This window comes from Prosthecobacter fusiformis (assembly GCF_004364345.1).
GTDB lineage: Bacteria > Verrucomicrobiota > Verrucomicrobiia > Verrucomicrobiales > Verrucomicrobiaceae > Prosthecobacter > Prosthecobacter fusiformis.
This window is the reverse complement of sequence record NZ_SOCA01000002.1, coordinates 288,292-302,255: the sequence shown is the minus strand read 5'-3', so window position 1 is coordinate 302,255 and position 13,964 is coordinate 288,292. Positions and strand designations below refer to the sequence as shown.

Sequence of the window (13,964 nt, the reverse complement as noted above, 5' to 3'; positions counted from 1 at the left end):
GGAACCCCCAGAGTGCCTGCACCGCTCACTTCTTCGGCACCCATTCCGTGATCGGCTTCACAGGCACGCTGGCAGGCGCCCCATCCAGGGAGAAGGCGATGCTGATGGTCTGTGGACCTTTCACGGCCCCTAGGCTGACCTTCAGCACCTTGATTCCCGTCAGCTTCTTCATCTGCTCACTGGCAGGCTCTGGCGGATCTTCCGTTGTAAAGGTGGCACCTGCGGGAGACAGAATCACCGCATGCAGGGTTTTATCTTTCTCCGTCAGTGTCGCCTTGCTGCCATCCACAGTGACTTCTGCGCGTGTATGCATGGACCAAGTCACGGGCGTCGTATTCTTCACAGCCATGTCATCTTGCAGCACCAGATAGGGCTTCGCTCCGCGCACCATCATCGCACCTCGATAGACATCCTTGGCCAGTTTGGAATATGCCTTGGTCAGATCCACTGCCAGGATACCTAATTCTGGAGTACTGTGTCCTGACAGTACGGCCGACTGGGCATCCAGTTCCTGGTTCCCCCCCATCATCACTGTATTCTGTCCGGGAGTGCCTTCCACATAAAGCGCATACCGTTTCGTCCGGTCCGCAGCAGGGCTGAAACCAGGAGCCCGGTCGCTTTCCGCACCCAGTTCGATTCCCCAGCGCACACCCCCTGCTTCTAAAACAAAACTGCCGATATCCAACTGCGCCGTCGGGATGCTGTTATCGCCCCCTTTGACAGCCACGTAATAAGCGTCCTTGTCCCAGGAACTCCGCAGTGCAGCCACCGCCCCACCTGGAAAGACATAGTCAGGGCTATCGGGCGTCCCATCGCCAGCCGCATGCGGATTGTAATACATGAAATGGCCAGCCAAATTCAAAAAGGCCGTATCCGCACTCGGGGCTGCACCAGCGGCCAGGGCTTTGGTCCCCATATTTCCGTGGGCCCCTGCCAGCCAGGTGGATACCCATGGGCGCGATAACGTTGTCCCCTGCGCATCCCCATAATTGAAGAGTTGATTGCTCGGCCCTACCAGATGTAACCGCGCCAGCCCTGCCTGGGGAATGCCTTCCAGGAGGCTGAAACCAAGGTCAGTGCCCGCATTCGCCTTCAGCGTCTGCATCACCATGATGGCATAATCCAGCACCTGCTCACCTGCTTCCATTCCTTCAGGCCAGATTCCGTCTGGGGCGAAACGCAGCATGCCTTTACCAAAGACCTTTCCACCCGCATCGATGGCCTGCTTGGCTGCGCTGGGATCTTCATCCTGCAGACAGATCCCCGCCAGGATCAGTGCCGATGCTGCCGCCATATGTTCTGCATCCGGTTCCACTTCCTCTTTATCTTTGGCTCCACCTTTAGGAGTTCCCTTGGGTTTGGGTGCATTCGTCACCCCAGCCGCTTTTCCCCGTGCTGATTCCGGTACAGGCTCGCCTTTGAGGAGCGCCACCAGCGCACCGATGCCTTTCTCAATCATGTAAGTCCGTGCATCCGTCGCCTGCTTTGCATTCATTCCATCCCGGAAGTAATCATAGCCCAGTGACGCGGCGATCAGGAAATCAGCTGTCACTGCCGGCTCATCCACATACCAGTTTTGAAATGTCGCCGGGTCTGTGATTGCGATCATCTCACGCACACCACGCTCCTTCCAGCGCGGGTCGCCATCCACAAAATTCAATACCCCCAGCGCAGCCATGCGAAACATCGCCTTGGATCCCGGCGTCACCGTGCTTTTTTGCTCACCAAAGATGCGTGTCAGCTCAGGTGCTTCCAGCAGCTTTTCACCCCCCGCTTTTAAGTTCTCGATCATCTTAGCTGCAACCGGATCCGCCGCTGGCAGTCCCTTCAGATAGGTCCAACCCGGTGCTGCATGAATGAGACGCGGGCGTGTTTTCAGCACCACGCGCATATACTCGGCATTGTTAGGCACCTTGAATTTATTCACCGGAGTGATGGTCAATGCAGGCCGGGGTGGTGCCGGACGTGCAGTCGCTTTGCCTGCCGCAGGAGGCGTTTTAGCAGCCGGGGCGTCCGCCGTAGCAGGCGCGGCCGGTGCCCCCTGCATCTTCTTCCATTGCTCAGCGGCGAAGGCCTTGTCCTCGTCACTCAGGGAATCAATGGGGATCGTGAATGTCTGTCCGTCTGCACGCTTGATGGTGATCGTCCGCGCAGTCACATCCACCGCCACCATTTCCGCATCAATGGATGCCCCGGCTTTATTTTTCCAGGCTCGCATCTCTGCACTGGCCAGCCAGGGAAGACTCAGGGTGAGCAATAACGTGGCAAAAGGACGATGTACGGCAGCGTTCATGGGTCTGATAGAAAGGACTGTTAAGAGTTTGAGTTTCTGAAGTCCGTGCGACAAGGCAAAAAATACCTCTCAGCAATAAAACAACGCCCAGGAAAGCACCCTTGCGCATTAAAATAAAGTCACGACGCGAAGTTTGAAATTTGAAAACACCTCGTTTTCTGCGTAGCAAGCCTCATGTTCACCGGCCTCATCGAATGCACTGGCAGCGTCCTTGCCCTGGAATCTCGCGGCGAAAGCGCACATCTTGTTCTCAGTGTCGGCCCCCTCGCATCTGAGCTGACCCAGGGTGAAAGCGTCTCCGTCAATGGCTGCTGCCTCACCGTCACAGAGTGGGACGTCTCAGCACAAACCGCCTCCTTTGACCTGCTCATGCAGACTCTGAAAGTCACCAGCCTGGGGGATCTGCAGCCCGGCAGCCTCGTCAATCTGGAGCGCGCCATGAGCATGAACGCCCGCTTTGGCGGCCACTTTGTCCAAGGCCATGTGGATGCCACCGTGCGTATCCTGGACTGGAGCACCCACGGCCAGGATCACCGTCTTGAGGTGGAACTGGCGCCCGAGCACGCCGGCCTGGTGATTCCCAAAGGCTCCATTTGCCTGGACGGCATTTCTCTCACGGCGGCCGAAGTGACTCCAAACAGCGTCGTCTGCTGGATCATTCCTCACACCCATCAAGTGACCAGCCTGCATACCAAATCAGCAGGTATGCGCCTGAATGTCGAGTTTGACCTCCTGGGCAAATACGTACGCAACCTTATGCAGGCGCACACTGGAAACTGACGTGTACCTTGACGGGGAGGGACTCACCCGGCATCTTGCGTGGCGTCCCCAGGCCGCCAGACGTAAGCCCCTTATCCATGCAGACTGTGTTTCACCACCCCTGGCCATTGCTGGCCCTCAGCTTTGGCCTTCTCAGCACCGCCCCATCCCTGTCGGCACAGGATGCACCCAAGGCGCTTCCCGTGGAAAACGTCACCGTGGGCAATACTGGCGATGACAAGAAAAAAGGCGACCTTTCAGCCACCCTGCTCACCCAGAAAGAGGCCCGCACCATGCGCCTCAGCATTCCGGCTCCTCGCGGCCAGATTGTGGACCGCAATGGCATCGCCCTAGCCCAAAATCGCGTCGTCAACTATCTGGCTCTGAACTTTCCATTCATGGACAAGGCCACGCCGGAGAAAATCCTCGCCTTCGCCAAAGGCAAGATTGATGCCGCCAACCGCGTCCTGGGTAAAACCTGGTCCCTTCCCGATGACCGCCTGCTCAGCCACTACGAGCACCGCCGCTGGCTGCCCCTCGTCTTTTCCATTGAGGAAGGACTGAATGTGGAGATCACTGCCGACCAACAGAAAGCCCTGCGGCCCCTCCTCGAAGACGGCCTGCTGCTTCAGCCTGCCTACATCCGCTATTACCCGAAGGCTGACAGCGCTTGTCACATCGTTGGTTATACCGGTAAAACACGCCCCCTGCCCCTCGGCCCTATTGCTGACGGCGACCAGCTCTTTGAAGAACTCGAAGGCCGCGAAGGCCTGGAAGTCACCTTCGATAGCTGGCTCAAAGGCATTCCAGGTGAGATAAACCTGCTCTTCGATCCGGATGGAAAACTCCTGGCCGATGAAGTCCTGCGCCGCCCTTCCCCTGGTCGCACCGTCGTCACCACCCTGGATTACAACCTCCAAAAATACGCCGAAAACGCCCTCAAAAAAGCAGCACGCAACGGCGGTGCCATGGTCATCATGGACATCCGCAACGGCGACATCCTGGCCATGGCTTCCAACCCAGGTTACAACCTTAACGATTTTGTCCCTGGCATACGTTCCGCCCGTTGGGAGGAACTGACCAGCGATCCCAAGCAGCCCACCCTCGCCCGCGCCTTCCGTGGCGAATATCCACCGGCCTCCACCTTTAAGATCGTCACTGCCCTCGGCGCACTGGAGAGTGGCAAAGTCACGGCCAGCACCGCCTTCAATTGCGGCATCTCCTACCTCGTCGGCGACCGCTATTTCCATAACTGGAACCTCAAATCTGATGAAGGTGCCATGAACGTCATCACGGCCATCAAGCGTTCCTGCAATACCTGGTTTTATCAGGCCGCCCTCGCCGCAGGTTCAGATCCCGTTACCAACATGGCCCTTCGTTTGGGCTTTGGCGAGCGCACCGGCATTCCTATCAAGGCGGAATCCAAAGGCAATGTCCCCACCAATGCAGACCACCGCATTCTCGGCGGTGAACTTGCCAACATTGCCATCGGCCAGGGGGCCGTTCTCGTCACCCCGTTGCAGGCCTGCCAGGCCATGGCCGCCCTGGGAGATGGCGTCAACATGCCGCAGCCCCGTCTCGTCAAACAGGTGCAGACCATCGGTGAAATGGTCGTGGATGCAGCGGAGCCCACCACCCGCCGCCCTGTCAATCTGGATCCCGCCCACCGGGATGCTGTGATTAAAGGCATGGTTGCCGTGGTTTCCGGCAGCGGCGGTACTGGCCGTGCGGCAGGCATCAAAAAAGCCCAGATCGCCGGCAAGACAGGTACAGCTCAGTGGCGCGTAGCCAAAGACCAAAACCTCGCCTGGTTCACTGGCTTCCTGCCCGCCAGTCAACCCGTCCTGGCCTTTGCCGTCGTTTATGAAGGCCGCCCCGGTGAAACCGTTAGCGGTGGTGCCGTTGCCGCCCCGATCGTCAATGAAGTCTTCACCAAATACTTCGAGGGTGCCCCCACCGATGATCCTCTCGTCGCTGCCATGAAAGACGTCCCACAGGCCCTCGCGGTGGACGAAGGCGAAATGGAAGGCGTCCCTGAAATTGAATCCCGTCCTGCCCAGCCGATGGAGCCGCCCCCACCGCCAGAACAAAAAACTCTGGGTGGCTTCTTCCGTCGCCTTTTCAAGCGTACGCCTTGATTCATTTCTCTTTCCCACCCGATGACGGTCCAACTCGCCACCCTCTGCGATTCCGCCTCTGATTATTCAGGTAAACTCTGCCTCCTGGGTGCCTTCGATACCCTTTGTGCACGCGAGTTTCCTGTCGTCCACCCCCACTGTTCCCTCGTCATCCGGCTCATGTTTGAGCCGTTGGACACAGGTCGGCATCAGTTCATCATCCGCTGCATGGATCCAGGCGGTCAGGAATGCCTGCCGCCTTTTGATCCTGTCGTGGACGTCAGCTTCCCTTCCAATTTTGTTCCTTTTGTCACGCGCAATATCGTCCTGAATCTCCAACGCTTGCGTATCGAGCGTCAGGGCGTTTATCGCTGGGTCCTAGAACTCGCTGGCAATGTCCTCTTCACGATCCCTCTGCGCGTGACCCTTTTTGATGAATCCCGCTCCGCCATCGGACCAGCGGGTTAGCTAATACCACCCCCACTAAGCCACCCCTATGGAGTCTAACATTCTTAAAGAAATGCCTCCCGCCACGGCCAAGAGCGCCCCCATTCGCCAGCTTTCGGTCTTCCTGCAAAACCGCGTCGGCTCCCTCATGGCGCTTATCAAGCTCATTCAGGAGCACTCCATCGAGGTCCTCGGCATCTCCATGCAGGACACCACGGAGATGACCCTGGTCCGTCTCATCCTGAGCGATCCCGACAGCGCGGCGATGCTTTTCATCGAAAAAGGCATCCCGCATGCCGATTGTTTCATCATCGTCGTCGAGCTGAGCGAATCCGACCGCCGCCTCACCGAATGCCTTTCAGCCCTGCTTGCTGCCGAGCTGAACATCGAATTTTGCTACCCGCTGCTGGTCCGCCCAGGCCTTTTCCCTCTCTTTGCCCTGCATTGCGACGATGTGGACATGGGGGCAGATGTGCTCAGTCAGGCCGGATTCAAAGTCCTCTGCCAGGGTGATCTCAGCCGTTAAGCTGCCCGCCCATTCTTCTATCGAGAGCACCCGCCCGCAGCCATCTGCAAGCAGAGACTTGCAAATGAGCGGGTCCCTGCCATTCTCATTGCCCCTCCATTCACCCATCATGGCATCATCCCCTCTGCTCATTTATCTCGACGACAAGCTTGTTCCTGAATCCGAGGCCAAGGTGTCCGTCTTCGACCATGGTCTGCTTTATGGTGATGGCTGTTTTGAAGGTATCCGCATTTACAATGGCCGCGTCTTCCGTCTGACGGAGCATCTGGTGCGGCTTTATGAAAGCGCCCGCTCCATCTGCCTGACCATCCCCATCTCCATCGAGGAAATGGAAAAGGCCACCGTGGAAACAGTCGCCGCGAATAACCTGCGCGACGGTTACATCCGCCTCGTCATCACCCGCGGTGTCGGTTCCCTGGGTCTCAATCCTTACCAGTGCCCGAAAGCAGGCATCATCATCATCGCCAGCGGCATCACGCTTTATCCGAAGGAGAAGTATGAAACCGGCCTGAACCTCATCACCTGCGCCACCCGCCGCCCACCTCCGGCCGCCCTCAGCCCGCAGGTGAAAAGCCTGAATTACCTCAACAACATCATGGCCAAGATCGAATGCATCCAGGCCGGATGTGAAGAAGGGATCATGCTCAATGAGCAGGGTTACGTGGCCGAATGTACGGGAGACAACATCTTCGTCATTAAAGGCGGGCAGGTCTATACCCCCACCATCGCCAGCGGTGCACTCAACGGCATCACCCGTCAGGCGGTGATGGATGTCATGCGTGAAATGGGCCTTCAGGTCCATGAAGTCACCATGACCCGGCATGAAGTCTATACCGCCGATGAATGTTTCCTCACCGGCACCGCCGCCGAGGTCATCCCCGCTGTCCAGTATGACCGCCGCCCTATCGGCGATGGCAAGCCTGGCAAACTCACCGCCCAGATCATCACCAAGTTCAAAGAACTGGCGAATTCCTCGGGCACGGAAGTTTACAGCACTCGTGACTAAGGCTTTTGAAGAATAAGCCGCAATGATCGAATACCATCGCCTGCTCCAGAAAGTGCTCACCCACGGTAGCTACCGTGAAGACCGCACTGGCACAGGCGCGTATTCCGTTTTTGGCGAGCAGAGCCGTTACGACCTCAGCGTCGGTTTCCCCCTCGTCACCACTAAAAAACTGCACCTCCGCAGCATCATTCACGAGCTCCTTTGGTTCCTCCAGGGGGATACCAACATCCGTTACCTTCAGGAAAACAAAGTCAGCATCTGGGACGAATGGGCCGATGAAAACGGCGACCTCGGTCCCGTCTATGGAGCCCAATGGCGGCGCTGGCAGGGTGCCCCCGGTGCTGAGCCCCTGGATCAGATCATTAAGCTCGTCGAAGGCATCCGCAAAAACCCTTACAGCCGCCGTCACATCGTCAGCGCCTGGAACGTCGCCGTGGTGGATCAGATGGCCCTCCCGCCCTGCCATTGCCTGTTTCAATTCTTCGTAGATAAGGGCAAACTGAGCTGCCAGCTCTACCAACGCAGCGCCGATCTCTTCCTTGGCGTCCCCTTCAACATCGCCAGTTACGCCCTGCTCACTCTCATGGTCGCCCAAGTATGCGACCTCCAGCCCGGCGAATTCGTCCACACCTTTGGTGACCTCCACCTCTACGCCAATCACCTGGAACAGGCCCGCCTCCAGCTCACCCGCGAGCCTCGTCCCCTGCCCGTGATGAAGCTGAATCCAGAGGTCAAAGACCTCTTCGCCTTTCGCTACGAGGACTTCACCCTCGAAGGCTACGATCCCCACCCGGCGATTAAAGCCGCCATCGCGGTCTAAGGCCATGGAGCGCCGACGATCCGTCGGCATTCAAAAAAACAGTGCTAAGTTCACAGTGCTAAGTTCACAGTGCACAGTTCTCAGATAGAGTCTGCCCGCACCGTCGAATAACTTCCATAGGCCCCATAATCCTCCTAAACTGAGCACTGAGCACTGAGCACTGAGCACTGAGCACTGAGCACTGCTCCCTCCAACCCCTGCCTCAAACCCTAAACTCCGCGCTCAGCAGCCCCATCTCCTCCAGATCCGCCTGCAATGCCTTCTCCTGAGCCGCATCCAGATTGGTATGTGGCAGCCGCGCCGGACCCACGTCCACACCCAGGATCTTCATAACACTCTTCGCCGCGCCCATGTAGCCGACGGAGGCCAGGCGAGCCACCAGTTCGACCGAGCGTTTCTGCTCCGCCCGTGCCGTCACAAAATCGTTTTCGCCAAAGGCCCGGATGATCCGCTGATAAATCGGTGCCGCAAAATTATACGTGCTGCCCACCGCACCCGTCGCGCCCAGCGCCAGACCTGCGATCAAGCATTCATCCGTCCCCCACAGGATGGAAAAAGCGCTATCACTGTGATAGAGGCACTGCTGAAACATCATCCCATCGGGGTTAGTAAACTTGATTCCCGCGAGTGTCGGAAGACGCTCAGCACCCATCGTCAAAAACTCCGGCATCGAAAGAGAGATCCCCGTGAAGGAAGGAATGTCATACAGAAAGAACGGCAGCTCTGGAGCCGCCGCCGTGATCTGCACACAGCAGTCCACCAGAGACGCCACACTACGCGGTTTGAAGTAGCTCGGTGCCAGCGCACTGATCGCATCCGCCCCCACCTCCTGGGCCTGGGCAGCTAATGCCGCCACATCCCCCAGGCAGTTTGCCCCCACATGCACCACCACCTTTAGGCTGCTGCCAGCAGTCACCTCCATCCACCTTTTCGTCAGCGCCTTGCGTTCATCCAGGCTCAGCGAATGGCTTTCACCTGTGGTGCCACCGATGAAGGCCGCCGCAATACCCGTGTGCTGAAGATGCGCCGCCTGCTTTTCCACCATCCCCAGATTCAAGGAGCCGTCAGCATGAAAAGGCGTGTGTGTGGCGGCAACGAGACCGGTAATGGGATGGGAGATCATGGAAGTGAAACAGTATAACGCAGCAGTCCCTGTCTATACGTCAACTGATCACCTGTTCTTTTCTGGAACATGTTCGTCTCTTCATCCTTATAAACCAGGCAAATATAATTGCGCTGCCTCCCCCTCTTCCTGCAGTTCATCCCTATGCACATGACGGCTGAATTTCTTCAGCAAAACGTGGCCTGCGTCGTTGACCGTCGCATCTCGCGTCATTTGCGCGCGCACCATCATCCCATCCATCACGATCATCACCGCCGCCGCCGTTTGTTTGGGGGTCGCATATTCCAGTCGTATCGCCAGCTCCACCAGCCAGGATTCCAACACCCTCTTGTGCTCGCGAATCACTTCGAGGACGTCTTCATCAGAAGCAGGCGTCTCAGCCTGTGCATTGATAAAAGGACACCCTCGAAAATCAGCTTTCGCAAACCAGGTGCGCAGTACATCAGCGATCACTTCCAGCCCAGCGCCAGGCATTCGCAGCTTCTTTTCGACCGCAGGTTGGAACCACGAAATCCAGCTTTGGCTCCGCAGCCTCAGACACTCTGCGACAAGCAAACTCTTTGACGGAAAATGCCGGTACAAAGACATCTTTGCCACCCCGGATTCGGCGATCACTTTATCAATCCCTGTCGCCCTCAATCCATCGCGATAAAACAATTTTAAAGCCGTCTCGACGATGCGCTCACGTGCACCAAGCCGGGGCTGTTTCTTCAAGGACTCATCCATGGCTTCAGGCGACTATTTCAAGGATGCTCGATTTGGACAGACCTGTCTATCTATTTACAATCCAGTGATGAGACAGGTCTGTATCATTATGCGTCTAAAAAGTTAGTTATCGGAGCGGACTTCTGCCTGTTAGGCGCGGGCGATGGTTGATTCCTTCAAAAGCTCACCGCAATACAAGAGCATCCTCGGTAGATGAAAGGGGCCTTTGAACATATTGCCTTTGGCCTTCTGCGCCACACTGCCATCTCGATGCAGATACCCATACCATTCGCCATGCTCAGCGTCTGGAAAATGGGCAAAGCTCCAATCATGCACCTGCTGATGCATCGCGGCATATTTGGCATCCCCGCTCACTTCATAGGCCAGCAGTGTGGCAATGATCGCCTCATTATGCGGCCACCAAAATTTCATATCCTGCCAGTATTCCTGCACCGGTTTTCCATACACATCGCGGTAGTAAAACAGCCCGCCCATTTCCTCATCCCAGCCCCACTTCCACATGCAGTCCAGGATGCGCAGCCCCAGATCAATGTAGCTCTTTTCACCCCGCATCCGCCCTTCATGAAGAATGAACCAAGCACACTCAATGGCATGCCCCGGATTCAAAATTCGTCCCTCTAAATGATCTAAAATGCTGCCATCCGGGGCCACCGTTTCCAGCAGCACCTCCAGCTCCGGTTTGAAAAACAGCCGCTGAATATCCAGGATGAAAAGATCGATCCATTCCGTCGCACTGCGCCCCGCCACATCCACATGCCCCAAGTTCGCGCGCAGTTCCTGCGCCGTCACGATGCCGATCATCAGCGCTCCGATGCTCACCATCGGCCGCGTATTCGAGTCCACCTTTGGCATCATGTACCCCGGCTCAAAGGAGTGCCGCAGGTAAAAAGAAAAATCCCGCACCGCTGCCTCCACATAATGATGATCCCCGGATGCCTTGGCATAGGCCGCATGGCCCATCGCAGCAAAGGCCTCGCTGTAAGCATACCTGCGCATGCGCAAGGGTTTGCCCTCGCGTGTCACCGTGAAGAAAAGTTTTCCATCCGTCGCATAACCGTGCTTTTCCAAAAAGGCCAAGCATGAACCCGCTGCATCAAACCAGGCCCGATCTTGTGCCACCGTGTTATACACTGTGGAAAACATCCAGCCCGCACGCCCCTGGAACCAGATGCTTTTATCCGTATCCAAAAGACTGCCATCTCGGTCCAGCGCCGTGAAGATTCCATCCAGCTCAGCATCCATCCCATGTTTGAGCCAAAAGGGCATCACATCTTCCAGCAGGGTCTTTTGGTAAAAAGCAGCCAGTTCACGGCGGCCTGCCAGATGGGTGAGGGGATTCATACGTGGAGATAATAGAGAGGGCGATACGCTACCCTTGGTATTCGTGCCCACTACTTCCAGCGGCTTCATCTTGCGCCACATCACGCCGATGTTGCATCCATGCACAGAAGACACTGGCAGGACTGCCTCGGCTGCTCTTTGATAGCGTTTAATAAATCACCATGCCATCCCCCCTGCCCTACACCAACGCACTCGTCATCGGAGCCGGAAGCTGGGGCACCGCCCTCACCGCCGTCTTGGCTGACCGGGGGCTGCAAGTCCAGTTCTGGGGCCGTGACCATGAACTCATGGATGAAATCCAGAGCACCCGGCGGAACTCCCGTTACCTCCCCGGCCTCGTGCTCCCTTCCAGCATCCAGGCCACCGCCAGTCTGAATGACCTCCAGCCAGCCAACTTAGTCGTCTTCGTCGTTCCTTCCAAAGCCGTGCGTGAAACCGCCAGCACCATGGCCTCATTGCCCGCGCTCCAGTCAGCAAGGGTGCTTATCTCCTGCGCTAAAGGCATCGAAATGAATACCGGCAGGCGTCTCACCCAGATCCTTCACGAATCCTTTCCCACCACACCCCTCGCCGTCCTCACAGGTCCTAATCACGCCGAGGAAGTCTCCCAGCGCATGGCCACCGCTGCCGTTGTCGCCTGTGAAAACGACGACATCGCCCGGGATGTCCAGTGCTGCTTTACCCTCCCCTGGTTCCGCACCTATACCAGCGACGACGTCACCGGTGTCGAGTGGGCAGGCGCCATGAAAAACCCCTATGCCATCGCCGCAGGCATCGCCCTGGGTTTGAAACTCGGAGACAACGCCATCGCCGCCCTCGTCACCCGCGCCCTGGCTGAAATGGTCCGCATGGGCATCGCCATGGGCGGCCGGGCGGAGTCCTTCATGGGCCTCGGCGGCGTGGGCGACCTCATGGCCACTTGCTATTCCGAGCACAGTCGCAATCACCGTGTCGGCCGCCTCCTCGGGGAGGGAATGCCACTTCAGGAGATCATGTCCAGCACCCGCATGGTGGCGGAAGGTGTGCCGAATACCGCCAGCCTGCATGAAGCCGCCAAGGCCAAAGGCGTGCGCACTCCCCTGCTGGATGAAATCTACGCCATGCTCTACCAGGCCAAGCCCGCCAAAGAAGCGATGCGCGCCTTACTCTCCCGCGATCCCCGCTCGGAGACGGAATAGCCCCCTTGCCTCCCTGCCCGCTCCCGTGTAAGTCCCCATTCTCGATGAAACTCAACCACTTCACCTCCCTGGCCATCCTTCTCAGTCTGGCCGCTTGCAAACCGGCCGATGAAAAATCCGCCGCCGCCCCCGCCTCCACTCCGACCGCCACCGCTCCTTCGGAAGCCGATGGCTGGGTCTCCATGTTCAATGGCAAGGACTTCACCGGCTGGAAATCCAATGAAGAAACGCCGAACAGCTTTTCTGTAGAAGACGGCACCATCAAGGTCAGCAATGGCCGCTCCCATCTCTTTTATGTCGGCCCAAATGGCGACGCCAAATTCACCAGCTTCGAATTCAAAGGCAAAGTGAAGCACATGCCCGGCTCCAATTCCGGCCTCTACATCCATACTGAATACCAGGAAAAAGGCTGGCCTGAAAAAGGCTTTGAATGCCAGGTCAACAGCACCTCCCACAAGGATCCGAAAAAGACCGGCGGCCTTTATGCCGTCAAGGACGTCCTCGATACTGCCCCCGTGGCCGATGACGAATGGTTCGACTACAGCATCAAAGTCGATGGCAAGCACATCACCATCAGCATCAACGGCAAAGTCACCACCGACTGGACCGAGCCAGAAGGCTGGGATCCCGCCACCGCCCTGAAAAACATGGCTGGCCGTAAACTCACCTCCGGCACCATGGCAATTCAAGCCCATGACCCGAAGAGCGTCGTATATTATAAGGACCTTTACATCAAGGCCCTCTAAGCAAGCGGCGGCATCTCTGCCGCAATCTTCTAGCGGGGGCCTCACCCGCCCCCGCTTTTACCCCTCCATCATCCTATGAGCCAGATGCTCAGCCCAGATCTTTCCTCCACCGAAATCCGCTGCTACTTTGTGCGGAAGCGGAACTGCCTTCTCGTACGTGGCCGCTTCAGCCCCATTTACATGGATTATTACCTGCATCTCATGCAGCACGGCATCAAGCATACGGACCGCCTGGACGGCATGCTCAAGGATAGCCTCACGGGCATCGCGCTCCATCTGGCTTCGCGCCCGCATGACGAAGTCTGCGCCTGGACCATCAACCTCAGCGACCCTCTGCTAAACATCTTCGTCACCGGTGCCACCGTTCCCGGACGCGTCACCGGCCGCCTTTTCACAGAGGATGTCAAAGACACAGGCAAATCCCTCTTCATCGCTCAAACCACCCGCGGCCAGCAGCAGCCACGTCAGAGCATGATCGAATTTCAAGGCACCGATGTCCTCTCCGCCGTCGAGCAATTTTATACCCAGAGCGAGCAACGCCTGACCCGCATCTTCCGCCTGGATGATGAGGACTTCGTCCAAATTTCCGCCGAGCCTGATGCCGATGAAGAATGGCTGGCTGGCCTCACCGATGCCGACATCCTCACCCTGGACCAGGCGGAGCACCTCACGCTCCTGGAGACCCGCACCTACGTCTTTGACTGCGGCTGCACAGCCGACCGCATGTTCCCCATGCTCTCCCGCCTCAGTGAGGAGGATCTGGACTTCATTTTCGAAGACGGTTCCGCCACCATCACCTGCCCTCGCTGCGCAGCTATTTTCCATGCGCCGAAGTCTGATTTCGTCGAATGGAAAGCACGCCAGCCCGCCTGAGCCAGCCCC

Annotated in this window: 13 protein-coding genes; 9 read left to right on the top strand and 4 right to left on the bottom strand. The window is 57.5% G+C overall.

All coding sequences use genetic code 11. The features are described from left to right. Positions 1 to 25 precede the first annotated feature (25 nt). Entirely contained in the window at positions 26 to 2,293 is a 2,268-nt protein-coding gene (locus EI77_RS07220; protein WP_133794157.1) for a heparinase II/III family protein, read from the bottom strand. A 174-nt stretch (positions 2,294 to 2,467) separates the two neighbouring features. On the opposite strand from EI77_RS07220, the gene EI77_RS07215 reads away from it, so the two are divergent. The 6 genes from EI77_RS07215 to EI77_RS07190 all read left to right on the top strand — a co-directional run bounded on the left by EI77_RS07215 (position 2,468) and on the right by EI77_RS07190 (position 7,968). Continuing rightward, entirely contained in the window at positions 2,468 to 3,073 is a 606-nt protein-coding gene (locus EI77_RS07215) for a riboflavin synthase (RefSeq protein ID WP_133794155.1), read from the top strand. A 77-nt stretch (positions 3,074 to 3,150) separates the two neighbouring features. After that, positions 3,151 to 5,190 (top strand): penicillin-binding transpeptidase domain-containing protein, encoded by a 2,040-nt coding sequence (locus EI77_RS07210; RefSeq protein WP_133794153.1) that lies wholly within the window; start codon positions 3,151 to 3,153, stop codon positions 5,188 to 5,190. A gap of 21 nt (positions 5,191 to 5,211) precedes the next feature. Continuing rightward, positions 5,212 to 5,637: a DUF6941 family protein gene (locus tag EI77_RS07205; RefSeq protein ID WP_133794152.1), complete on the top strand. Its 426-nt coding sequence runs from the start codon at positions 5,212 to 5,214 to the stop codon at positions 5,635 to 5,637. A gap of 52 nt (positions 5,638 to 5,689) precedes the next feature. Further along, positions 5,690 to 6,142 (top strand): hypothetical protein, encoded by a 453-nt coding sequence (locus EI77_RS07200; RefSeq protein WP_133794150.1) that lies wholly within the window; start codon positions 5,690 to 5,692, stop codon positions 6,140 to 6,142. A 109-nt stretch (positions 6,143 to 6,251) separates the two neighbouring features. Continuing rightward, positions 6,252 to 7,148 carry a branched-chain-amino-acid transaminase gene (ilvE, locus tag EI77_RS07195; RefSeq protein WP_133794148.1) on the top strand — a complete coding sequence of 299 codons (897 nt, stop codon included), beginning with the start codon at positions 6,252 to 6,254 and terminating at the stop codon, positions 7,146 to 7,148. Positions 7,149 to 7,170: 22 nt separating this feature from the next. Beyond that, on the top strand, positions 7,171 to 7,968 hold the full coding sequence (locus EI77_RS07190) for a thymidylate synthase (RefSeq protein WP_133794146.1): 798 nt from the start codon (positions 7,171 to 7,173) through the stop codon (positions 7,966 to 7,968). Positions 7,969 to 8,170: 202 nt separating this feature from the next. On the opposite strand, the gene EI77_RS07185 is transcribed toward EI77_RS07190, so the two are convergent. From EI77_RS07185 to EI77_RS07175, 3 genes are all read right to left on the bottom strand, one after another. Next, positions 8,171 to 9,091 (bottom strand): dihydrodipicolinate synthase family protein, encoded by a 921-nt coding sequence (locus tag EI77_RS07185; protein WP_208300296.1) that lies wholly within the window; start codon positions 9,089 to 9,091, stop codon positions 8,171 to 8,173. 87 nt (positions 9,092 to 9,178) lie between these two features. Next, a complete protein-coding gene (locus EI77_RS07180; RefSeq protein WP_133794144.1) occupies positions 9,179 to 9,817 on the bottom strand; it encodes a TetR/AcrR family transcriptional regulator in 639 nt (212 codons plus the stop codon). 129 nt (positions 9,818 to 9,946) lie between these two features. Then, positions 9,947 to 11,158 (bottom strand): AGE family epimerase/isomerase, encoded by a 1,212-nt coding sequence (locus tag EI77_RS07175; RefSeq protein ID WP_133794142.1) that lies wholly within the window; start codon positions 11,156 to 11,158, stop codon positions 9,947 to 9,949. A gap of 161 nt (positions 11,159 to 11,319) precedes the next feature. Here EI77_RS07175 and EI77_RS07170 point away from each other — a divergent pair, with 161 nt between their 5' ends. The 3 genes from EI77_RS07170 to EI77_RS07160 all read left to right on the top strand — a co-directional run bounded on the left by EI77_RS07170 (position 11,320) and on the right by EI77_RS07160 (position 13,955). Beyond that, a complete protein-coding gene (locus EI77_RS07170; protein WP_133794140.1) occupies positions 11,320 to 12,336 on the top strand; it encodes an NAD(P)H-dependent glycerol-3-phosphate dehydrogenase in 1,017 nt (338 codons plus the stop codon). Positions 12,337 to 12,380: 44 nt separating this feature from the next. Further along, on the top strand, positions 12,381 to 13,082 hold the full coding sequence (locus tag EI77_RS07165) for a 3-keto-disaccharide hydrolase (protein WP_133794138.1): 702 nt from the start codon (positions 12,381 to 12,383) through the stop codon (positions 13,080 to 13,082). Between the two features lie 75 nt (positions 13,083 to 13,157). Further along, on the top strand, positions 13,158 to 13,955 hold the full coding sequence (locus tag EI77_RS07160) for an Hsp33 family molecular chaperone HslO (RefSeq protein WP_133794136.1): 798 nt from the start codon (positions 13,158 to 13,160) through the stop codon (positions 13,953 to 13,955). Positions 13,956 to 13,964 lie beyond the last annotated feature (9 nt).

Excerpts from the sequence above, each read along its gene's own strand:
- EI77_RS07220 (WP_133794157.1), bottom strand. The coding sequence starts at position 2,293 with ATGAACGCTGCCGTACATCGTCCTTTTGCCACGTTATTGCTCACCCTG.
- EI77_RS07215 (WP_133794155.1), top strand. The coding sequence starts at position 2,468 with ATGTTCACCGGCCTCATCGAATGCACTGGCAGCGTCCTTGCCCTGGAA.
- EI77_RS07210 (WP_133794153.1), top strand. The coding sequence starts at position 3,151 with ATGCAGACTGTGTTTCACCACCCCTGGCCATTGCTGGCCCTCAGCTTT.
- EI77_RS07205 (WP_133794152.1), top strand. The coding sequence starts at position 5,212 with ATGACGGTCCAACTCGCCACCCTCTGCGATTCCGCCTCTGATTATTCA.
- EI77_RS07200 (WP_133794150.1), top strand. The coding sequence starts at position 5,690 with ATGCCTCCCGCCACGGCCAAGAGCGCCCCCATTCGCCAGCTTTCGGTC.
- ilvE (WP_133794148.1), top strand. The coding sequence starts at position 6,252 with ATGGCATCATCCCCTCTGCTCATTTATCTCGACGACAAGCTTGTTCCT.
- EI77_RS07190 (WP_133794146.1), top strand. The coding sequence starts at position 7,171 with ATGATCGAATACCATCGCCTGCTCCAGAAAGTGCTCACCCACGGTAGC.
- EI77_RS07185 (WP_208300296.1), bottom strand. The coding sequence starts at position 9,091 with ATGATCTCCCATCCCATTACCGGTCTCGTTGCCGCCACACACACGCCT.
- EI77_RS07180 (WP_133794144.1), bottom strand. The coding sequence starts at position 9,817 with ATGGATGAGTCCTTGAAGAAACAGCCCCGGCTTGGTGCACGTGAGCGC.
- EI77_RS07175 (WP_133794142.1), bottom strand. The coding sequence starts at position 11,158 with ATGAATCCCCTCACCCATCTGGCAGGCCGCCGTGAACTGGCTGCTTTT.
- EI77_RS07170 (WP_133794140.1), top strand. The coding sequence starts at position 11,320 with ATGCCATCCCCCCTGCCCTACACCAACGCACTCGTCATCGGAGCCGGA.
- EI77_RS07165 (WP_133794138.1), top strand. The coding sequence starts at position 12,381 with ATGAAACTCAACCACTTCACCTCCCTGGCCATCCTTCTCAGTCTGGCC.
- EI77_RS07160 (WP_133794136.1), top strand. The coding sequence starts at position 13,158 with ATGAGCCAGATGCTCAGCCCAGATCTTTCCTCCACCGAAATCCGCTGC.